This is a genomic window from Burkholderia pyrrocinia, from assembly GCF_018417535.1.
GTDB classification, from domain to species: domain Bacteria; phylum Pseudomonadota; class Gammaproteobacteria; order Burkholderiales; family Burkholderiaceae; genus Burkholderia; species Burkholderia pyrrocinia_E.
This window is the reverse complement of record NZ_CP070977.1, coordinates 1855862-1877082: the sequence shown is the minus strand read 5'-3', so window position 1 is coordinate 1877082 and position 21221 is coordinate 1855862. Positions and strand designations below refer to the sequence as shown.

Sequence of the window (21221 nt, the reverse complement as noted above, 5' to 3'; positions counted from 1 at the left end):
ATCGGGATTAACCCTAGATAATCGGCTCCGGGTTCGATTCCAGGTTTTTTACGAACCCCTGTCAACGGGTCTTCGTTTCAAACGTTCTATGCCTGTCGCGTCGCCGACGCTCCTTGAGCAGCGCGGGTTCGACGCCCCCGGCAGGCTGATTCGTCCGATGTTCGGACGACATGCATCCAGCCCGGACCGCCCGCAGGTTGCCGACCCATACCTGGTTTTTAGCCGATTTTTTAGGAGTTACGCATGCGAATCGCCCAAATCGCTCCGTTGCACGAAGCGGTCCCCCCGAAGCTGTACGGTGGTACCGAGCGAGTGGTGTCCTACCTCACCGAAGCACTTGTCGAGATGGGGCATGACGTCACGCTCTTCGCGAGCGGCGATTCGCAAACCTCCGCGAAGCTCGAAGCCTGCTGGCCGCAGGCGCTGCGCCTCGACCCGACGATCCGCGACGTGATGGCACCGCACATGCTGCTGCTCGAGCAGGTGCGCCGCCGCGCGGAAGAGTTCGATGTCCTGCACTGCCACATCGACTATTACCCGTTCTCGCTGTTCTCGCGCCAGCCGGTCCCGCACCTGACGACGATGCACGGCCGTCTCGACCTGCCGGAACTGCAGCCGATCTTCAACGCGTTCAGCGACGTGCCGGTCGTGTCGATCTCCGACAACCAGCGCATCCCGCTGCAGCAGGCGAACTGGTTGTCGACCGTCTACCACGGCCTGCCGGAAAACCTGCTGACGCCGATCCCGAACGTGAAGCCGAGCTATCTCGCGTTCCTCGGCCGCATCTCGCCGGAGAAGCGCGTCGACACGGCGATCCGCATCGCCGAGCAGGCCGGCCTGCCGATCAAGATCGCCGCGAAGCTCGACAAGGCCGACCGCGCGTACTACGAAGAAAAGATCAAGCCGCTGTTCGCGCTGCCGCACGTCGAGTACATCGGCGAAATCAGCGAGTCCGAAAAGACCGAATTCCTCGGCAACGCGCACGCGCTGCTGTTCCCGATCGACTGGCCGGAGCCCTTCGGCCTGGTGATGATCGAGGCGATGGCCTGCGGCACGCCGGTGATCGCGTTCAAGCGCGGCTCGGTGCCGGAAGTGATCGACAACGGCGTGTCGGGCTTCGTCGTCGAAGACGAACTGTCGGCCGTCGCGGCGCTCAAGCGCCTCGATACGCTGCCGCGCGAGAAGGTCCGCGCCGCGTTCGAAGCACGTTTCTCGTCGAAGGTGATGGCGCAGAACTACGTGAAGGGCTATGAGGAACTGCTGCGCCAGAAGCGCCGCACGGTGCTCCGCGAAGTCAACGCCGGCTGATTCGCCGGCCGCCGCCGCGCTGCGGCGGGCGGCCGTCATCGACGCCCCGTCCGGGTTCCCGGCGGGGCGTTGTCACATCTGCGGCGCGGATCTGTTGTATTCTCGCCGCGCCCGACGCCGCGAACGACCGCTGAAGCGATCCGGCACGCCATCCTGCCGTCTGTCCAGACGGTAATGTCCCTATAATGGCCGTGCCGCGAAATCCGGCCCCCACGATCATCCAGAGGAGAGCAGTCTTGGCGAGAACGAAAACCACGCGCGCAGCGCCGGCCCCCGGCGCCGGTGTGATCTTCGCGTTGCGCGCGATCGGTCTCGTGCTGCTCGCGCGCTGGCTGTTCTCGATGTCCCAGATGGGCTATCGCTCATCGCTGTCGGCGATGGTGTCGTCGCCGTGGGCATTCATCTACCTCGTGCTGATCTTCCTGCTGCTCGCGCTGCCGGGCGCAGTCGCGCGCGCCGAGCGGCCGTTCCATCCGCTGCCGCAGTGGCTGCGTCAGGCGCTGCGCGTCTTCGCGCTGATCGGTTTCCTGTTTGCCGTCTGGTCGATCGGCGCGTTCGCATGGGCGGCCGGCTGGCGCGGTGCGCTGCATGCGGTGACGGCGACCAATGGCTGGCTCGTCGCTGCGCCGGCGCTCTATGCGGCGATCGTCTGGATCTGCCGCCCGCGGCCGCTGTGGCGCACCAACGTGGCGGCACGCCGCTTCGCGGTCGGCCGTTATGCGATTTCGCTCGACGTGCTGACGCGCACCGTGATCGTCTGGATGGAAAGCCGCAAGGTCGGCCAGTACGACGCGCGCGAGCTGTCGGTGCGCTGGCCCGGCCGGGCGGCGCCCGCCGCGGGCGAGCAGGGCGAGCAGGGCGAGCAGGGCGCGCCGGACGTGCAGCCTGCTGCCGTGCCGCCGCGTCGCGGCGGCCTGTTCCAGCGGCCGAAGGTGGAGCTGCTGTGGGATTCGCCGGCGGCCGTCGGCCATAACCGGCAGACCGTGATGCGCGCGCCGCTCGCGACCGACGGCGACCGCGTCGCGGTGCTCGCGCTCGACGCGGCGCTCAAGCAGATCGTCTGACAGGGCCTGCGCACGGGGCGCGGGCGACAAGGAGGCGCGATGATCGTCCGTTGGTTGCTGGCTGCCGTTCACCTGAGTGCGTTCGCTGTCGCGTTTGCCGCGATCGCGGGACGCAACCGCGCGTTGCGCCGGCTCGTCGCGTCGACGCAGGCTGCCGACTTGCCCGGCGTATTCAAGGCCGATGCGGCCTGGGGGCTGTCGGCGCTCGTGCTGATCGTAACAGGGCTGATGCGCGCATTCGGCGGGTTCGAGAAAGGTTCCGCGTACTACCTGCACGAACCGCTCTTTCATCTGAAGATGACCGCGCTCGTACTGATCCTGCTGCTCGAGGTCGTGCCGATGCTCGGGCTGATCCGCTGGCGTGTCGCCGCGCGGCAGCAGCAGATGCCCGATATCGGCCGGGCGCGCACCTATGTGCGGATCGGCCATTGGCAGGCCGTGCTGCTGGTCGTCATCGTGTTCGCCGCATCGGGGATGGCGCGGGGGATTGGGGCGGCCGGCTAGGTCTGGCCGGATAGGTGCGGCCGGCCAGGCCCTGGCCGCGCAGGTGCGCTATCGCCGCAACCATCCGGATCCCGCTCCACCGACGCAACATCTCCAGCCCGGCACCAGCCGAGCCGGCCGCGCGCTGCGTCATTCCTTCCGCGTCCGTCCCGACCGGGCGATCCCGCCGCCCGGTCCTTCCCGTGCTCAGCGCACGAGGCAGGGGCGCTTGTTGTCGAACGTCCACCCCGGGATCAGATACTGCATGGCCGCCGCGTCGTCGCGCGCGCCGAGCCCGTGCTGCTTGTACAGCTCGTGCGCGAGCGCGACCGCATCCATGTCGATGTCGATGCCGAGCCCCGGCCGCTTCGGCACTTCCACCAGCCCGTTCTCGATCTTCAGCGGCTCGCGCGTCAGCCGCTCGCCGTCCTGCCAGATCCAGTGCGTGTCGATCGCGGTGACCTGGCCCGGCGCGGCGGCCGCGACATGCGTGAACATCGCGAGCGACACGTCGAAGTGGTTGTTCGAATGCGAGCCCCACGTGAGGCCCCAGTCGCGGCACATCTGCGCGACGCGCACCGAACCCTGCATCGTCCAGAAGTGCGGATCGGCGAGCGGGATGTCGACGGACTGAAGCTGCACCGCGTGGCCCATCTGCCGCCAGTCGGTCGCAATCATGTTGGTCGCCGTCGGCAGCCCCGTCGCGCGGCGGAATTCGGCCATCACCTCGCGGCCCGAGTAACCGTTCTCCGCGCCGCACGGATCTTCCGCATAAGCGAGCACGTGATGCTGGTCGCGGCACAGCCGCACGGCCTCGGCGAGCGACCACGCGCCGTTCGGGTCGAGTGTCACGCGCGCGTCGGGGAAGCGCTCGGCGAGCGCCGTCACGGCCTCGATCTCGCTGGCGCCTTCGAACACGCCGCCTTTCAGCTTGAAGTCGTTGAAGCCGTAGCGCGCATGCGCGGCCTCGGCGAGTCGCACGACGGCCTCGGGCGTCAGCGCGGCTTCGTCACGCACGCGCGTCCAGTCGTCGGTCGCGCCGCTGCCGTCGCGATAGGGCAGCGCGGTCTTCGTGCGATCGCCGACGTAGAACAGGTAGCCGAGCATTTCGACGCGCTCGCGCTGCTGGCCCTCGCCGAGCAGCGCGGCGACCGGCACGCCGAGATGCTGCCCGAGCAGGTCGAGCAGCGCGGCTTCGAGCGCGGTAACCGCGTGGATCGTCGTGCGCAGGTCGAAGGTCTGCAGCCCGCGGCCGCTTGCGTCGCGATCGGCGAAGGTGCGCCGCACTTCGTTGAGCACCGCGTGGTAATTGCCGACCGGCTGGCCGACGACGAGCGCGCGCGCATCGTCGAGCGTGCGGCGGATGCTTTCGCCGCCCGGCACTTCGCCGACGCCGGTCCGGCCCGCGCTGTCCTTCAGGATCACGAGGTTGCGGGTGAAGAACGGGCCGTGAGCGCCGCTCAGGTTGAGCAGCATGCTGTCGTGGCCGGCGACCGGAATCGCTTGCAGGTCGACGATGCGCGGCGTGTCGTGGGAAGGCGAGGCTGTGACGGCGTTCATGGGCGGCGATGGCAAAAGAGTGGGCAATGCCGTGCGGCAAAAGCTTTGCCGCGCGCGGCGGGAGGTGCGATCATTCGACAACCGACGTGCGCGGCGCGCAAGGCCTGCATGTCGACAGCAACCCGGAACGGGGTGGGAGCGGCAACCGGACCAGCGGAGCGCAGAACGCGAACGCTGGCTGATCGTAACGCATGGGACCAGGCAGGCGCCGGAACGCCGGCTTGCGTCGACAGGAGATCCGTGCATTTATCATCAGTCGTCGGATGACTTGTGACGCAGTATAATGAATCATCGGCTTTCGCTCAAACCCCGCGTAAACCCTCGGCTCACATTACGATCATTCAAAAAGGAACCGGCCTCATGTCCGTGCCTACGTTTCCCGCAGCGCCGCGCCGTCGCGCACGCAGCCTCGCACAAGATGTCGTCGACGCGCTGACCGCGCAGATCGAAAACGGCACGCTGCGTCCCGGCGACAAGCTGCCGACCGAAACCGAAGTCATGGCGGCGCAAGGCGTGAGCCGCACGGTCGTGCGCGAGGCGATCTCGCGGATGCAGGCGAGCGGCCTCGTCGAGACGCGCCACGGCATCGGCAGCTTCGTGCTGGAGCCGTCGCGCCGCCAGACGCTCGGCATCGATCCCGCGACGATCACGACGCTGCGCGACGTGCTCGCGGTGCTCGAACTGCGCATCAGCCTCGAGAGCGAGTGCGCGAGCCTCGCCGCGCAGCGCGCGAACGATACCGACCTCGCCGCGCTGCGGCGCGCGCTCGACGCGATCGCGACGGGGGCGGGCGGCGGGCGCGACACGGCGCAGCTCGACTACCAGTTCCACCTGCAGATCGCGCAGTCCACCGGCAACCGCTATTTCGTCGACATCATGACGCAACTCGGCACGTCGATCATCCCGCGCACGCGCGTGAATTCGGCGCGCTTTGCCGGCGACGACCTCGAGCGCTACGTCGGCCGGCTGAACCACGAGCACGAGGATATCTACGAGGCGATCGCGCGCCACGACCCGGAGGCCGCCCGCGCCGCGATGCGCACGCACCTCACCAACAGCCGCGAACGGCTGCGCCGCGCGCACGAGGCGGCCGAGGCCGAGCGCGACACGCAGGCCAGTTGATGAACCGGGCAGCGCGGCCCGCGTTGCCGCCGGCCCGATCGAAGCGCGTCAACATCAGTCGTCATACGAGATCGAGGTGACTGCGTCGATCCCCGGGGCCGGGCGGCGTTTCCGCCGCCGGCCGCCGACACCGCCGATCAGCCTCCCTTCGTCACGATCGTCTTCCACGCGCCGCTCTTCACCTGGTACAGCGTCGACATCCCGCTCTTCAGCGAGCCGTCGTTCGCGAACGAGATGCGGCCGGTGACGCCTTCGAAGTCGATCTTCTTGAGCGCCGGGCGATAGACCTTCGGGTCGGTCGAGCCGGCCGCCTGCATCGCCTTGATCGCCGCCCAGGCCGCGTCGTAGCCGAACTGCGCGTACGACAGCACGTCGACACCGTAGCGCTTCTTGAAGCGCTGTTCGAAATCCTTCCCTTGCGGCAACTCGTCGAGCGGCCGGCCGTATTCCCACGCCATCGCGCCTTCGGCGGCCGGGCCCGCGATCTTGATGAACTCGTTGTCCTTCACGCCGCCGCCGCCGACGAACTGCGCGTTCAGCCCGAGCTGGCGCATCTGCTTGATGAAGTTCGCGGCGAGCGAATCGAGGCCGCCGAAGAAGATCAGGTCGGGGTTCTTGCCCTTCAGGCTCGTGATCTGCGCGCGAAAGTCGACCGCCTGGTTGCTGGTGAACTCGCGGCCGATGATCGTGCCGCCGGCGGCCTTCACGGCCTTCTCGAACTCGTCGGCCTCGCCCTGGCCGAACGCAGTGCGGTCGTCGATGATCGCGATGCGCTTCGCCTTCGTCACGTCGACCGCGTACTTGCCCGCGTTGCCGGCGTTCTGGCCGTCGGTCGCGATCACCATGAACATGTTCGCGAGCCCGCGCGACGTGAGCGTCGGGTTGGTCGCGGCCGGATCGATCACCGGGATGCCGGACTTGTCGTAGACGACCGATGCCGGAATCGTCGTCCCCGAGTTGAAGTGGCCGACCACGACCGACACGTTCTGGTCGACGAGCGCCTGCGCGGCCTGCACGCCGATGCGCGGGTCGGCCTGGTCGTCCTGCACGACGAGATCGAAATGCGCAGGCTTGCCGGCGATCTGCACCTTCTGTGCGACGGCGTCGTCGAGCGCGAGCTGCACGCCGTTCTGCAGATCCTTGCCGTAGCCGGCATTCACGCCCGTGAGCGGCGCGGCGAAGCCGACCTTCACGTCGGTTGCGTCGGCAGCCCGGGCGGCCTGTTGCGAGAGGAGGGCAAGCGCGGATGCAATCGACACTGACAGCAGGGAATGACGGAATTTCATGTTGTTCCTCTTGTTCGACACCTGCGAGTGGGTACCGCACACGTTCGGGCGGGCCGGGCGCGTGCGACGGGCGGGCGGTTCGACCGCTTCTCGGAATCGGGCGGGGAGGTCGGCATCGTGATCCTCGGAAGAATCTCCCGTCAGGCTCCGCGAAGAGCCCCGATCGCCTCGATATATAGGTCGCCGATATGCACGGGTCTTGGCAATTTGCCGCGCATTCGGTGAGGATTTGCGCATAGCTTCCGCGTGTGCGGTGGCAGCCGGTATCGGGAGTTTCCCGTCGCGAGCGGAACGGGCACGGAGGAGGGAGAGCGGTGCGGGGCGAAGCGGCGGCGCGGCCCGCCGGGGCCGCGCCGCGCGTGGGGCGCCGTCAGTCGGACAGGGCGTCCGATGTGGCTTGCGCGTCGTCGTGCGACGCGGTCGTGCGGATCAGCGGATCGCTGGCGCTCGGGCGGCCCGTCTCGACGTGGCCGGCAAAGCGACGCTGGAAGCCGAGCGGCTTGCCGTCGCTGACGGTCAGGTCGTACCAGCCGTGGCTGCCGCGCAGGTCCCAGTAGTCGTCGACGTGCGTACCGGGCTTGAGATCGAACTCGCGCGCGTGGCCGTGGCCGTACGCGTTCGTCACCGTGAGCCGTACCGTGCGGTGGCCGCGGTTCATCAGGCGCAGCGTGATGTTGCCGTTCGCGACGTCGTAGCCGTAGATCACCTCGGGGTTGACGCTCGCGGGGCCGACCGCCGACGCGGCAGGGCTGCGGAAGTGGCAGTAGAAGCCGTTCGGGCCGTACACGTCGAGGTCGTACAGGCCGAGCGACGGCGCGGGGCTCCACGTGTCGGTGAGCCGCTTGCCGGCGTCGACCGTGTAGGTCCACGGGCCGTCGACGCGGTTGCGCGCCTGGACCTGGAACGCCGCGCCCGCGGTGCCGGTGTTCGCGAAGGTCAGCCGGAACTGGCCGCTCGCGTTGTCGATCCGCCCGTGCACGAACAGTTCGTACGGCAGCGCGCGCGCCGGACGCAGGCCGTGCTCCTGCTTCGGCAGATGCTGGACGACCGGCGGCACCGGGATGTAGTCGGGGTGACGATTGCGGTCGGGCGGCGCGTAGCCGGTCGTGTCCGGGAGCTGCGGCCAGCTTGCGTCGGGTGTCGAGAAGTCGAACGCGGACGTCAGGTTGCCGCACACCGTGCGGCGCCACGGCGACACGTTCGCCGCCGTGACCGGATACTGCGCGCCGAACCGCGCCTCGATGAATTGCAGCAGCGACGTGTGATCGAAGGTCTGCGAGCAGACCCAGCCGCCCTTCGTCCACGGCGACACCACGAGCATCGGCACGCGCGGCCCGAGCCCGTACGGGCCGGCCATGTGCGACGCGTCGCCGGCGAACACCTCGTTGGTCGTCGCGACCGTCGACAGCCCGTTGTCGCGCGACTGAGGCGCGAACGGCGGCGGCACGTGGTCGAAGAAGCCGTCGTTCTCGTCGTACGTGATGAACAGCGCGGTCTTGCTCCACACGTCGGGATTCGACACGAGTGCCTGCAGCACCTGCTCGATGTACCACGCGCCGTAGTTCGCGGGCCAGTTCGGGTGCTCGGAATACGCTTCCGGCGCGCAGATCCACGACACCTGCGGCAGCGTGCCGTTCTTCACGTCCTGCTGCAGCACGTCGAACAGCGTGCCGCCCGCGCTGATGTTGGTGCCGGTGCGCGCCTTGTCGTACAGCGGCGTGCCGGGCAGCGCGGTGCGGTACTGGTTGAAGTAGAGCAGCGCGTTGTCGCCGTAGTTGCCGATGTACGGGTTTTGCGTCCAGCCCCACGAGCCGTTTGCGTCGAGCCCCGTGCCGACATCCTGGTAGATCTTCCACGACACGCCGGCCTGTTCGAGCACTTCCGGATAGGTGGTCCAGCCGTAGCCCTTTTCCTCGTTGCCGAGCACCGGGCCGCCGCCCGTGCCGTCGTTGCCGACGTAGCCCGTCCACATGTAATAGCGGTTCGGGTCGGTCGAGCTCGGGATCGCGCAGTGGTACGCGTCGCAGATCGTGAACGCGTCGGCGAGCTGGTAGTGGAACGGGATGTCGTCGCGCTTCAGGTACGCCATCGTCGTGGTGCCCTTGTTCGGCACCCACTGGTCGTAGCGGCCCTTGTTCCACGCGGCGTGCATGTCCTGCCAGCCGTGCGGCAGGTCCTGCAGGAACTGCAGGCCGAGCTTGTCCGCACCCGGGTGGAACGGCAGCAGCTCGGCCGGGCCGACCGGCTGGTGGAACACCGACTTGCCGTTCGCGAGACGCAGCGCGCGCGGGTCGCCGAAGCCGCGGACACCGCGCATCGTGCCGAAGTAATGGTCGAACGAGCGGTTCTCCTGCATCAGGATCACGATGTGTTCGATGTCGCGGATCGTGCCGGTGCGGCGGTTCGCGGGAATCGCAAGCGCATCGCGGATCACGGGCGGAAAGAGGTTCAGCGCGGCGGCGCCGGCGGTGCCGGCGGCGACGCGCAGGAAGTCACGACGGTTCGATCGGGTCATGGTCGTTATCGTGTGATAAAGGGGGGAGCCGATTGGCAGGACCTACGGGAAGGGCGCGCCCGGGTCGCAGGATGCGGCTGCGCCAGTTCGTGCCGTCGCGAGCATAGCGAGGAATCGGTGTCATTCATGTGAAGTCCGGAAACGTTTGCACGTGAATCGGACCGGCATCGGAACGCGTATCGCCGGTGGTCATGACGCAGCATGGAAAGCAGGAAAGCAGGAAAGCAGGAAAGCAGGAAAGCAGGGCGGCGCGCATGCGCGCCGGTGAAGCGGGGGGCGGTGCGGGCGCGTCAGGCGTCCGTCACCCACGCGCCGAACCATTCGCTCGGGCGTGCGATCTCGTCCTGCGCGGCGACGAGTTCGAGCTCGTAGCGGCGCGCATCGTAGGTGGCCTTCACGACCGCGTGCACGGCCGCGAGCGTGTGCTCGAACGCGGCGCGCACGGAGTCGCCGCGCAGCCGGCGCGCGACGAAGACCGCGCTGGTCAGGTCGCCGACGCCGACCGGATGGCGCGGAAACGCATACAGCGGGCGCTGGCCGATCCACGCTTCGGTTTCGGTGACGGCGAGCATGTTGAAGCGGTCGGCCGGGCTGTTGCGGTCGTGCAGGTGCTTGACGAGGATGATCTGCGGGCCGCGGCGGATCAGCGCGCGGCACGCGTCGACGGCTTCGGCGACGGTTTCGATGCGCCGCCCGACGAGTTTCTGCAGTTCGGTGTGGTTCGGCGACATGCCGTCCGCGAGCGCGGGCATCTCCTGGACGATGAATTCCTCGACGCCGGGCTCCGGCCGGATACCGCCCGTCTGGCCCATCGCCGGATCGCAGAAGTACCACGCGCCGGGATTCATCGCCTTCACCGTGCGCACGATCTCGACTGCCGCGCGCGCCTGCGGCGGCGACCCGAGGAAGCCGGACAGCACGGCGTCGCAGCGCTTGAGCGCGCCGATCGCGGCGATCCCGTCGACGAGCTGCTCCATCTTCGCGGCATCGATCGCGCTACCGGCCCAGTGGCCGTACTGCATGTGATTCGACAGCTGGACGGTATTGAGCGGCCAGACGTTGACGCCGAGGCGCTGCATCGGGAATACGGCCGCACTGTTGCCGGCATGGCCGTAGATGACGTGCGACTGAATGCTGAGGACGTTTTTCATGGGAATCGCCTGCACGCGTTTCAGGGTCACGTCACACGATACCCGAGTTCGTCGCGGGCGCGGAAGTCGCGTGGCCCCGGAGTGTTGTGCGCCGTCGTCAGCCGACCGCGTAGAATCGCGGGGCGCGGCGCCGTCCGGCTGCCCGCATGCGTTTCCAATCACCGTGATCGCCATGCTGCCGATTTGCAAGATGTTGTCCGTCGCGCGCGCCGCCCTGTTCGGCGCGGGCGTTGCCTTCGCGTGCGCGACTTCCGCCGCCGAAGCCGCCCCGGTGCCCGCCGGCAACGACGGGCCGGTGTACGGCCCGCGCCTGGAGGGCTTTGCGTACCCGGAACCCGAGCACCGCTACGCGTTCGTGTCGCAGCGCGAAACCCTCGAGATGGTGTACATGGACGTGCAGCCGGTGCACCCGAACGGCCGCACCGTCGTGCTGCTGCACGGGAAGAACTTCTGCGCGGGGACCTGGGAAGACACGATCGGCGTGCTGAGCCGCGCTGGCTATCGCGTGATCGCGCCGGACCAGATCGGCTTCTGCAAGTCGTCGAAACCCGATCGCTACCAGTACAGCTTCCAGCAGCTCGCGCGCAACACGCACGCGCTGCTCGAATCGATCGGCGTGAAATCGGCGACGATCGTCGGCCACTCGACGGGCGGGATGCTCGCGATGCGCTACGCGCTGATGTACCCGAAGGCGACCGACCAGCTCGTGCTCGTGAACCCGATCGGCCTCGAAGACTGGAAGGCGCTCGGCGTGCCGCCGCTGTCGGTCGACTACTGGTATGCGCGCGAGCTGAAGACGACGGCCGAAGGCATCCGCCGCTACGAGCAGAGCACGTACTACGCGGGCAAGTGGTCGTCGTCGTACGAGCGCTGGGTGCAGATGCTCGCCGGGATGTACCGCGGCGCCGGTCGCGACGCGGTCGCGTGGAACTCCGCGCTGATCTACGACATGATCCTCACGCAGCCGGTGGTCTACGAACTCGGCGCGATCCGCGTGCCGACGCTGCTCATGATCGGCGACAAGGACACGACCGCGATCGGCAAGGACGTCGCGCCGCCCGACGTGCACGCGAAGCTCGGCCACTATCCGGAACTCGCGAAGCGCACGCAGGCGGCGATTCCCGGCGCGCAGCTCGTCGAATTCCCGGCGCTCGGGCACGCGCCGCAGATCCAGGATCCGGACGCGTTCCACAAGGCGCTGCTCGACGGGCTGGCGGCCGCGCACCCGCAGTGATGGTGGGCGGGCCGCCGACGATGCGCGCTCGTGCCGTCAGCGCGCTTCGTTCGCGAGTTCGTCGCGGATCTGCGCGGTCAGTTCGAACGAGTGCAGCCGCGCGGCATGATCGTAGATTTGCGCGGTGATGATCAATTCGTCCGCCCCCGTCTGCGCGATGCGGTCGCGCAGCTTGTCGCGCACCGTGTCGCGCGAGCCGACCGCCGCGAACGACAGCGAATGCGCGACGTTCGCGAGTTCGAGCTCGTTCGCCTCGAGCGCGTCGACGGGCGGCGGCAGCTTGCCCGGCGTGCCGCGCCGCAGGTTGATGAACTGCTGCTGCAGCGACGTGAACAGGCGCCGCGCTTCGTCGTCGGTGTCGGCCGCGAACACGTTGACGCCGACCATCGCGTGCGGCTTCGGCCATGCAGCTGACGGCCGGTACTGCGCGCGGTAGATCTCGAGCGCGCGCATCAGGTAGTCCGGCGCGAAGTGCGACGCGAACGCGAACGGCAGCCCGAGCATCGCGGCGAGCTGCGCGCTGAACAAACTCGAACCGAGCAGCCACACGGGCACGTCGAGCCCCGCGCCGGGCACCGCGCGCACGCGCTGGCCGGGCACCGGCTCCGCGAAGTAGCGCATCAGCTCGGCGACGTCGTCCGGAAACGAGTCGGCGCTGCCGATCAGGTCGCGGCGCAGCGCGCGCGACGTCGTCTGGTCGGTGCCTGGCGCGCGGCCGAGGCCGAGGTCGATGCGCCCCGGATACAGCGACGCGAGTGTGCCGAACTGCTCGGCGATCACGAGCGGCGCATGGTTCGGCAGCATGATGCCGCCCGAGCCGACGCGGATCGTCTGCGTGGCGCCCGCGACATGGCCGATCACGACGGCGGTCGCCGCGCTCGCGATGCCGGGCATGTTGTGATGCTCGGCGAGCCAGTAGCGTTGGTAGCCCCAGCGTTCCGCGTGCTGCGCGAGATCGACGGTGTTGCGGAAAGCCTGCGAGGCGTCGGCGCCGGCCGGAATGGGGGCGAGATCGAGTACGGAAAACGGAGTCATCGGGTGGCCTTCGAAAGGGGGCGCGCGGTGATGCGCTTACGCAACAAATGCCAAGGATTTTGCCAAAGGGTTCCGGAACGTGCTGGGGGCGCACCGATACCCATGCGCGTGACAGGGATGCAGGGTCGAATTCGGTGATTGTTGCGAAAATCAATCTAATCGCTGATTAATTACCAATCTTTACCGCGATTGGATGTGAATCCGCATCGACCTACAAATTTGCACGAAACGTTTGATTTTCAAGACTGCAATACGCCTGCAAACCGCTTACGCTAACGTGAACGCGATTGCGCCCAAATGGTTCTCCGGCTGCGCAGCTTTGCCGGAATTGCACCAGTCCGTTTCTCGTAGCGCCGAGCGCGGGGTGCCGCGGGCTGCTAAAATCCGGCGCCTGCCCATGTTGTGCCGATGGTCGCTATTCGAGTCTTCCCGCATCCCGTCCGGGCGTCGCGCGGAGATGCGCCACGCGAAGCCGGGCATGGCAAGACCCGAAAACGGGTCGTGCTTCCCCTATACACAGACGCTGCTGGAACAAGGAGTCGGGTCGTGCCCGCGTTCGTCGCTGTCCGAATACCGCATCACGCTCAATCACGCGCAAGCGTTCGCCGCGGCGTTCAGGTCGCCGGGAGGCGTTGCGCATGACGCCAACCGCCACGCTGCTCGACTGGCTCCTGATCGTGTTCACGCTGGCCGCGGCCGGCTATGCGCTCGTCGCCGCCTTTGCGCCGCGGCCGCGCACGCCGCGCACGGCCGCGCGCGACGGCTTCGAGCCGGTCAGCGTGCTCAAGCCGCTGTGCGGCGCGGAGCCGCACCTGTACGAAAACCTCGCGACCTTCTGCGAGCAGCGCCATCCGCGCCATGAAGTGCTGTTCGGCGTCGCGTCGGCGGCCGACCCGGCGGTGGCCGTCGTCGCGCGGCTGCGCGCTGCCTATCCGGAGTGCGACATCACGCTCGTGATCGACGCGCGCGTGCACGGCAAGAACCTGAAGGTCAGCAACCTGATCAATCTCGCCGAGCGCGCGAGATACGATCGCATCGTGATCGCGGACAGCGATATCGCGGTGAAGCCTGACTATCTGGAGCGCGTGACGGCGCCGCTCGCCGATGCGTCGGTCGGTGTCGTCACGTGCCTGTATCATGCGCGCAGCGTCGGCGGGTTCTGGACGCGGATCGGCGCGCAGTTCGTCGATGCATGGTTCGCGCCGTCGGTGCGGATCACGCACCTCGGCCGCTCGAGCCGTTTCGGCTTCGGCGCGACGCTCGCGCTGACGCGCGACACGCTCGACCGGATCGGCGGCTTGTTCGCGCTGAAGGACGAGCTGGCCGACGATTTCTGGCTTGCCGAGTTGCCGCGCCGCCTCGGGCGGCGCACCGTGCTGTCGGAGGTCGAGGTTGCGACCGACGTGATCGAGCCGTCGTTCGGGCCGCTGTGGCACCGCGAGACACGCTGGCTGCGTACGATCCGGTCGCTGAACCCGGCCGGCTTCGCGTTCCTGTTCATCACGTTTACCGCGCCGTGGCTCGCGATCGGTGCGACGCTCGCGCTGCGTCTCGACGGGACGTTTGCGGGTACGCTGGCCGGTTCCGCGGCCGCCGTCGGCGCATTCGGGCGGCTCGTGCTGCACGCGCGCGGCGAGGACGGCTGGCGCGCGTTCTGGCGCGACCTGCCGCTCGTCGCGGTGCGCGACACGCTGCTCGCGCTCGAGTGGCTCGCGGCCGCGTTCGGCACGCACGTCGTGTGGCGCGGCGCAAGAATGACGGTCGTCGGCGGCGAACGCGCGACGGCGGCCGTGGAAGGGGCAGACGGCCGCTAGGGCCGCGCCCGGACAACCCGGCCCGAGGGCCACGCGCTGCGCGGCGAAGCCGCGCGACGCGACATGACAGAGAGGCGGGCGCCGGCAGGGCGGCCCGCGGTTTTTTGACTGAATCGTTGAATCGAAACGAACTATGCAGGCTACCGGAGCATTCATGAAAACGCTGTTCTTGCAGGCCCCTTCGTATGACGGCTTCGACGGCGGAGCCGGCTCGCGCTATCAGGCGAAGCGCGAAATCCGTTCCTTCTGGTATCCGACGTGGCTCGCGCAGCCGGCCGCGCTCGTGCCGGGCAGCCGCGTCGTCGATGCGCCGGCCGACGGCCTGTCGGTCGAGGAAACGCTGAAGATCGCGAACGACTACGACCTCGTGATCATCCACACGAGCACGCCGTCGTTCCCGACCGACGCGATGTTCGCGCAGGATCTGAAGAAGATGAAGCCGTCGATGCTGGTCGGCATGGTGGGCGCGAAGGTGATGGTCGATCCGCACAACTCGCTCACGGCGAGCGAGGCAATCGACTTCGTGTGCCGCGAGGAATTCGACTACACCTGCAAGGAAATCGCCGAAGGCAAGCCGTTCCCCGAGATCAAGGGCTTGAGCTGGCGCGCGAAGGACGGCTCGATCGAGCACAACGAAGCGCGTCCGATCCTCGAGAACATGGACGAACTGCCGTTCGTCGCGCCGGTCTACAAGCGCGACCTGAAGATCGACAACTACTTCATCGGCTACCTGAACTACCCGTACGTGTCGATCTACACGGGCCGCGGCTGCAAGTCGCGCTGCACGTTCTGCCTGTGGCCGCAGACGGTCAGCGGCCATCGCTACCGCACGCGCTCGGTCGAGAACGTGCTCGCGGAAGCGAAGTGGATCCGCGACAACATGCCGGAAGTGAAGGAGCTGATGTTCGACGACGACACCTTCACCGACGACCTGCCGCGTGCCGAAGCCATCGCCATCGGTCTGGGCAAGCTCGGCATGACGTGGTCGTGCAACGCGAAGGCCAACGTGCCGTACAAGACGCTCAAGGTCATGAAGGAAAACGGCCTGCGCCTGCTGCTGGTCGGCTTCGAATCCGGCGACGACCAGATCCTCGTGAACATCAAGAAGGGCGTGCGCACCGATTTCGCGCGCCGCTTCAGCGCGGACTGCAAGAAGCTCGGCATCAAGATCCACGGCACCTTCATTCTCGGCCTGCCGGGCGAGACGCAGGAAACCATCAAGAAGACGATCGAGTACGCGAAGGAAATCAATCCGCACACGATCCAGGTCTCGCTCGCCGCGCCGTACCCGGGCACGACGCTCTACAAGCAGGCCGTGGAAAACGGCTGGATGGAAGAGAACAAGACCATCAACCTGGTGAGCAAGGAAGGCGTGCAGCTCGCGGCGATTGGCTACGCGCACCTGTCGCGCGACGAGATCTATCACCACCTCGAGCAGTTCTATCGCCAGTTCTACTTCCGTCCGTCGAAGATCTGGGAGATCGTCCGCGAGATGCTGACGAGCTGGGACATGATGAAGCGCCGCCTGCGCGAAGGTGTCGAGTTCTTCCGCTTCCTGCGCGCGCACGAGGCCTGATTCGTGACGACGCAGCCGGCGGCGCGGGCGCTGATCTTCACCGCGGACGACTTCGGGCTGCACCCGCGCGTCAACGCGGCGGTCGAGCGTGCGCACCGCGACGGCGTGCTGAACGCCGCGAGCCTGATGGTCGGCGCGCCCGCCGCGCAGGATGCGATCGAACGCGCGCGGCGGCTGCCGTCGCTCGCGGTCGGCCTGCATCTCGTCCTCGCGGACGGGCCGGCCACGCTGCCTGCGCATGACATTCCCGCGCTCGTCGGCCCCGACGGGCGGTTCGGCGACGCGATGGCGAAGGACGGCTGTCGTTTCTTCTTCCTGCCGCCCGTGCGTGCGCAACTGCGCCGCGAGATCCGCGCGCAGTTCGACGCGTTCGCGGCGAGCGGCCTGCCGCTCGACCACGTGAACGCGCACAAGCATTTCCATCTGCATCCGACCGTGCTGTCGATGATCATCGAGATCGGCCGCGACTACGGGCTGCGCGCGGTGCGGCTGCCGTACGAGACGAGCGCGCCCGCGCTGCTCAAGCCGTGGATCGCACTCGTGCGCGCGCGGCTCGACCGCGCGGGGCTCGCGCACAACGACTACGTGGTCGGGATCGAACACACGGGCGCGATGGACGAGGCCGTGCTGCTCGACGCGCTCGCTATGCTGCCGCCGGGTGTCGGCGAGATCTACTGCCATCCGGCCGAGGCCGGCGACGGTCCGATCACGCCGACGATGGCCGGCTACCGTCCGGTGGACGAACTGGATGCGCTGCTGTCGCCGCGCGTTGCCGCCGCGCTGAAGGCGGCGGGCGTCGCGACCGGCGGTTTTGCCGACGTGTTCGGCCAGCGCGCGGCCCGGCGCGGCGCACACACGCCGCGCGCACCGGGAGCGCAGCCGTCATGACCAAGTGGATCAAGTGGCTCGGCTGGCCGATCGGCATCGGCATCCTGCTCGCGCTGGGGCTGCATGAAGGCGTCGGCGACGTGTCGCAGATGCTCGCGCGCGCCGGTTACGCGCTGCTGTGGCTCGTGCCGTTCCACGCGCTGCCGCTGCTGCTCGATGCGTATGCGTGGCACCTGCTGCTCGACCGGCGCAGCTCGCTGCCGTTCCTGTGGTGGATCGCGACCGTGCGCGAAGCCGTGAACCGGCTGCTGCCCGTGGTCGGGATCGGCGGCGAGCTGGTCGGCATCCGGCTCGCGCGCTGGCAGGTGCCCGACGCGAGCCGCGTGACGGCGTCGGTGATCGTCGAGGTGCTCGTGACGATCGTCGTCCAGTATGCGTTCGCGGCGCTCGGTCTGGTGCTGCTGCTTTCGACGACGGACAACATGGGCGGCGGCACGATCGGCCTCGCGCTGTTGCTGACGCTGCCATTGCCCGTGCTTGGCGTCGTGCTGATGCGGCGCGGCGGCATCTTCCATGCGATCGAGCGTTTCGCGGGCCGCCTGCTCGGCGATTCGCACCGGCTGCTGCAGGGCGTCGACGGCCGTCGGCTCGACGCCGACATCGACGGGCTGATGTCGCGCACCGGCCTGTTGTTCAGCGCATTCTTCTGGCAACTGGCCGGCTACGTGCTCGGCGCGCTCGAGATCTACTGGGCGCTCGCGTTGCTCGGCCATCCGGTGTCGATCGGCGGCGCGATCGCGATCGAGGCGATGACGCAGGCCGTGCGGCATGCCGCGTTCATGGTGCCGGGCGGCCTCGGCGTGCAGGAGGCGACCGTCGTGCTGCTCGCGCAGATGTTCGGCGTCGACCGCGAGACGGCGCTGTCGCTCGCGCTGGTCAAGCGCGGCCGCGAGGTGCTGTTCGGCTGCCTGGCGCTCGGTTCGTGGCAGCTCGCCGAACTCGTGCGCACGCGCCGCCGCATCGGCGTGCCGCCGGCCGTGCCGCGCGCGCCGCATCCGGCGAGCCGCGTGCCCGAAGCCGAAACTGAAACCGAAACGACGCATTGAACACGAGACGGGCCGCGCGCCCATCTCGCGCTTTTGGCGTTGCGCGGGTATGCTTGCCGCGTGTTTTCTCGACGCGCATTTCTTCCGATGATTTTCCGTTTCCGGCTGCTTCCCGTGACGATGCTGGCTGCCGCGCTGGCGCTGACTGGCTGCGACGACAAGCAAGGCGAGCTCAACGTGCAACGTATCAGGGACTTCTTCAACGCGATCAAGCCCGCGCCGCTGCTGCTGAAGGGGCTGAAGGTCGGCGAATCGACCGAGGCCGACGTGCGCGGCACGATGGGCAAGCCCGAGACCGAGCGCGAGTTCACCGACGGCTCGAAGCGTCTCGAATACCCGCGCGGCCCGATGGGCAACCAGACATGGTTCGTCGATCTCGATGCGAACGGCCGCTACACGGGCGCGACGCAGGTGCTGACCGCCGAGAATTTCGCGAAGGTGCAGCCCGGGATGAACGAGGACGAGGTGCGGCGCTTGCTCGGCAAGCCCGGCGACATCGCGCAGTATCCGCTGAAGCCCGAGACGGTGTGGAGCTGGCGCTGGCTCGAGGACGGCGTCAACACCGACGCGTTCTTCAACGTCCATTTCGGCCCGGACGGGCTGGTCTATACGACTTCGCGCTCCGACATCCTGAAGGGACGCTGAGCCGGCCCGCGTTCGGTGCTATATCGAAAAAGCGACCGGAAAATTGCAAAAAGTCCGCTTCCCTGCGTGTTATCCGACTGTCAGGAAGCGGCTTTTTTCCTTTTGAAACAGCGGCGTAGGCCGTGGTTGCAAATGGTGGGGCGGGTTGCTGCGACGCAGCAATCGCACGCAAGGTGATTTGAGGCAATCAATTTCGCTTGCGACTATCCGCGTCAGCCCGGCGCGGGACAGGCATTCGCGTCGGCATCCATTCCAACTCTGGAGACGCGCGTGTTCCTTTACGGCTTTGGTCCTGTCCTCTGGGCGGGCACCGTGCAGACCATCGAGCTGTCGGTGCTGTCGCTCGCCACTGCGGTGGCGCTGGGGCTGATCGGCGCGGTGGCGAAGCTGTCGCCCAACCGGGTGCTGCGAGCGATCGCGACCGGTTATACGACGCTGATCCGCTCGGTGCCCGATCTTGTGCTGATGCTGCTGCTGTTCTACAGCATCCAGATCTGGCTGAACCAGTTCACCGACCTCGTCGGCTGGGACCAGATCGACATCGACCCGTTCGTGGCCGGCGTGCTGACGCTCGGCTTCATCTACGGCGCGTACTTCACCGAGACCTTTCGCGGCGCGTTCCTGTCGGTGCCGCGCGGCCAGCTCGAGGCGGGTGCCGCGTACGGGATGAGCGGCGCGCGCGTGTTCGCGCGGATCATGTTTCCGCAGATGATGCGCTTTGCGCTGCCGGGGATCGGGAACAACTGGCAGGTGCTCGTGAAGGCGACCGCGCTGGTGTCGATCATCGGCCTCGCGGACGTCGTGAAGGCCGCGCAGGACGCCGGCAAGAGCACGTTCAACATGTTCTTCTTCATCCTCGTCGCGGCGCTGATCTATCTCGCGATCACGACCGTTTCCAACCTCGTGCTGATCCAGCTCGAGAAGCGTTATTCCATGGGCGTGCGGCACGCAGAACTATGATCGAGATCCTCCAGGAATTCGGCAAGGCGTTCCTTTACTGGGACGGCCAGCGCCTCTCCGGCCTTGCGGTGACGCTGTGGCTGCTCGTCGCGTCGATTTCGCTCGGCTTCGTGTGCGCGGTGCCGCTCGCGGTCGCGCGCGTGTCGAAGAAGAAGTGGGTGTCGATGCCCGTGCGGTTCTACACGTATGTGTTCCGCGGCACGCCGCTCTACGTGCAGTTGCTGCTGATGTATACGGGCATGTACAGCCTCGAGTTCGTGCGTTCGCACTCGCTGCTCGACGCGTTCTTCCGCAGCGGTTTCAACTGCGCGATTCTCGCGTTCGCGCTGAATACCTGCGCGTACACGACCGAGATCTTCGCGGGCGCGATCCGTGCGATTCCGCACGGCGAGGTCGAGGCCGCGCGTGCCTACGGGATGACGCCGTTCACGATGTACCGCCGCGTGATCCTGCCGTCGGCGCTGCGCCGCGCGCTGCCGCTGTACAGCAACGAGGTGATCCTGATGCTGCACGCGACGACCGTCGCGTTCACGGCGACCGTGCCCGACATCCTGAAGGTCGCGCGCGACGCGAATTCCGCGACCTACATGGCGTTCCAGTCGTTCGGAATCGCCGCGCTGATCTATCTTGCGGTATCGTTCGCACTCGTCGCGGCGTTTCGCCGTGCGGAGCGCCACTGGCTCGCGTATCTCGCGGCCGGCCGTCATTGATTTCACTTCGAGGAGAGCCAGATGGCCGAGATCACTCAAACGAGCGCTTCCGCTTCCACCAAGCTTGCGGCGGTCGACATCCACAAGCGCTATGGCGACAACGAGGTGCTCAAGGGCGTGTCGCTGAGCGCAAAGGCCGGTGACGTCATCAGCATCATCGGCGCGAGCGGCTCGGGCAAGAGCACGTTCCTGCGCTGCATCAATTTTCTCGAGCGGCCGAATGCGGGGCAGATCGTCGTCGACGGCGAGACCGTGCGCACGAAGACCGACCGCGCCGGTGCGCTCGAAGTCGCCGATCACAAGCAGTTGCAGCGTATCCGCACGAAGCTCGCGATGGTGTTCCAGCACTTCAATCTGTGGGCGCACATGAACGTGCTCGAGAACGTGATGGAAGCGCCGGTGCACGTGCTCGGCATTTCGAAGAAGGAAGCCGAGGAGCGTGCGCGCGAATACCTGGAGAAGGTCGGCCTCGCGCCGCGCGTCGAGAAGCAGTATCCGTCGCACCTGTCGGGCGGCCAGCAGCAGCGTGTCGCGATCGCGCGTGCGCTCGCGATGCATCCGGACGTGATGCTGTTCGACGAGCCGACGTCGGCGCTCGACCCGGAACTCGTGGGCGAAGTGCTGAAGGTGATGCAGAAGCTTGCCGAGGAAGGTCGCACGATGATCGTCGTCACGCACGAGATGGGTTTCGCGCGCAACGTGTCGAACCACGTGATGTTCCTGCATCAGGGGCGGACCGAGGAAGAGGGCGATCCGAAGGAGGTGCTGGTGCGCCCGCAGAGCGAGCGGCTGAAGCAGTTCCTGTCGGGCAGCCTCAAGTAACG

General features: G+C 67.5%; 18 protein-coding genes. 13 read left to right on the top strand and 5 right to left on the bottom strand.

What is annotated here, in order from left to right:
- Positions 1 to 243: 243 nt before the first annotated feature.
- The 3 genes from JYG32_RS08660 to JYG32_RS08650 all read left to right on the top strand — a co-directional run bounded on the left by JYG32_RS08660 (position 244) and on the right by JYG32_RS08650 (position 2876).
- Positions 244 to 1308, top strand: a complete 1065-nt coding sequence (locus JYG32_RS08660; RefSeq protein WP_043182037.1) for a glycosyltransferase family 4 protein — start codon at positions 244 to 246, stop codon at positions 1306 to 1308.
- A gap of 236 nt (positions 1309 to 1544) precedes the next feature.
- Positions 1545 to 2372, top strand: a complete 828-nt coding sequence (locus JYG32_RS08655; RefSeq protein WP_213265315.1) for a hypothetical protein — start codon at positions 1545 to 1547, stop codon at positions 2370 to 2372.
- Between the two features lie 39 nt (positions 2373 to 2411).
- Positions 2412 to 2876, top strand: coding sequence for a DUF2214 family protein (locus JYG32_RS08650; RefSeq protein ID WP_213265314.1), 465 nt, complete (start codon positions 2412 to 2414; stop codon positions 2874 to 2876).
- Between the two features lie 186 nt (positions 2877 to 3062).
- On the opposite strand, the gene gudD is transcribed toward JYG32_RS08650, so the two are convergent.
- Entirely contained in the window at positions 3063 to 4415 is a 1353-nt protein-coding gene (gudD, locus tag JYG32_RS08645) for a glucarate dehydratase (RefSeq protein ID WP_174383888.1), read from the bottom strand.
- A gap of 360 nt (positions 4416 to 4775) precedes the next feature.
- Between gudD and JYG32_RS08640 the strand changes: the two genes are divergently transcribed.
- A complete protein-coding gene (locus JYG32_RS08640; protein WP_047900213.1) occupies positions 4776 to 5537 on the top strand; it encodes a FadR/GntR family transcriptional regulator in 762 nt (253 codons plus the stop codon).
- 137 nt (positions 5538 to 5674) lie between these two features.
- Here the strand turns inward: JYG32_RS08640 and JYG32_RS08635 are convergent, their stop codons facing one another.
- From JYG32_RS08635 to pdxY, 3 genes are all read right to left on the bottom strand, one after another.
- The gene (locus tag JYG32_RS08635) at positions 5675 to 6823 is read right to left on the bottom strand and encodes a branched-chain amino acid ABC transporter substrate-binding protein (RefSeq protein ID WP_213265313.1); all 1149 of its coding nucleotides are present in this window, start codon (positions 6821 to 6823) and stop codon (positions 5675 to 5677) included.
- Between the two features lie 370 nt (positions 6824 to 7193).
- Positions 7194 to 9338 carry a phosphocholine-specific phospholipase C gene (locus tag JYG32_RS08630; RefSeq protein ID WP_213265312.1) on the bottom strand — a complete coding sequence of 715 codons (2145 nt, stop codon included), beginning with the start codon at positions 9336 to 9338 and terminating at the stop codon, positions 7194 to 7196.
- 290 nt (positions 9339 to 9628) lie between these two features.
- Complete coding sequence (gene pdxY / locus JYG32_RS08625; protein WP_174383885.1) at positions 9629 to 10489, bottom strand: pyridoxal kinase PdxY; 861 nt, start codon at positions 10487 to 10489, stop codon at positions 9629 to 9631.
- A gap of 172 nt (positions 10490 to 10661) precedes the next feature.
- On the opposite strand from pdxY, the gene JYG32_RS08620 reads away from it, so the two are divergent.
- Entirely contained in the window at positions 10662 to 11723 is a 1062-nt protein-coding gene (locus JYG32_RS08620) for an alpha/beta fold hydrolase (RefSeq protein ID WP_213265311.1), read from the top strand.
- Positions 11724 to 11759: 36 nt separating this feature from the next.
- On the opposite strand, the gene JYG32_RS08615 is transcribed toward JYG32_RS08620, so the two are convergent.
- A complete protein-coding gene (locus JYG32_RS08615; protein WP_213265310.1) occupies positions 11760 to 12758 on the bottom strand; it encodes an LLM class flavin-dependent oxidoreductase in 999 nt (332 codons plus the stop codon).
- Between the two features lie 638 nt (positions 12759 to 13396).
- On the opposite strand from JYG32_RS08615, the gene hpnI reads away from it, so the two are divergent.
- The 8 genes from hpnI (at position 13397) to JYG32_RS08575 (ending at position 21219) form a co-directional block, all read left to right on the top strand.
- Positions 13397 to 14572 carry a bacteriohopanetetrol glucosamine biosynthesis glycosyltransferase HpnI gene (hpnI, locus tag JYG32_RS08610; RefSeq protein ID WP_213265309.1) on the top strand — a complete coding sequence of 392 codons (1176 nt, stop codon included), beginning with the start codon at positions 13397 to 13399 and terminating at the stop codon, positions 14570 to 14572.
- A gap of 133 nt (positions 14573 to 14705) precedes the next feature.
- Entirely contained in the window at positions 14706 to 16148 is a 1443-nt protein-coding gene (gene hpnJ / locus JYG32_RS08605) for a hopanoid biosynthesis associated radical SAM protein HpnJ (RefSeq protein ID WP_306426965.1), read from the top strand.
- A gap of 3 nt (positions 16149 to 16151) precedes the next feature.
- Positions 16152 to 17036, top strand: coding sequence for a hopanoid biosynthesis-associated protein HpnK (gene hpnK, locus JYG32_RS08600; protein ID WP_213265308.1), 885 nt, complete (start codon positions 16152 to 16154; stop codon positions 17034 to 17036).
- Entirely contained in the window at positions 17033 to 18082 is a 1050-nt protein-coding gene (locus JYG32_RS08595; protein ID WP_213265307.1) for an HpnL family protein, read from the top strand. Before hpnK ends, JYG32_RS08595 begins: the two co-directional genes overlap by 4 nt.
- A gap of 87 nt (positions 18083 to 18169) precedes the next feature.
- Positions 18170 to 18727: a hypothetical protein gene (locus tag JYG32_RS08590; protein ID WP_174382246.1), complete on the top strand. Its 558-nt coding sequence runs from the start codon at positions 18170 to 18172 to the stop codon at positions 18725 to 18727.
- 270 nt (positions 18728 to 18997) lie between these two features.
- A complete protein-coding gene (locus JYG32_RS08585; RefSeq protein WP_213265306.1) occupies positions 18998 to 19687 on the top strand; it encodes an ABC transporter permease in 690 nt (229 codons plus the stop codon).
- The gene (locus JYG32_RS08580) at positions 19684 to 20397 is read left to right on the top strand and encodes an ABC transporter permease (protein WP_006401214.1); all 714 of its coding nucleotides are present in this window, start codon (positions 19684 to 19686) and stop codon (positions 20395 to 20397) included. Before JYG32_RS08585 ends, JYG32_RS08580 begins: the two co-directional genes overlap by 4 nt.
- Positions 20398 to 20418: 21 nt before the next feature.
- Positions 20419 to 21219 carry an ABC transporter ATP-binding protein gene (locus JYG32_RS08575; protein ID WP_213265305.1) on the top strand — a complete coding sequence of 267 codons (801 nt, stop codon included), beginning with the start codon at positions 20419 to 20421 and terminating at the stop codon, positions 21217 to 21219.
- Positions 21220 to 21221: the final 2 nt, after the last annotated feature.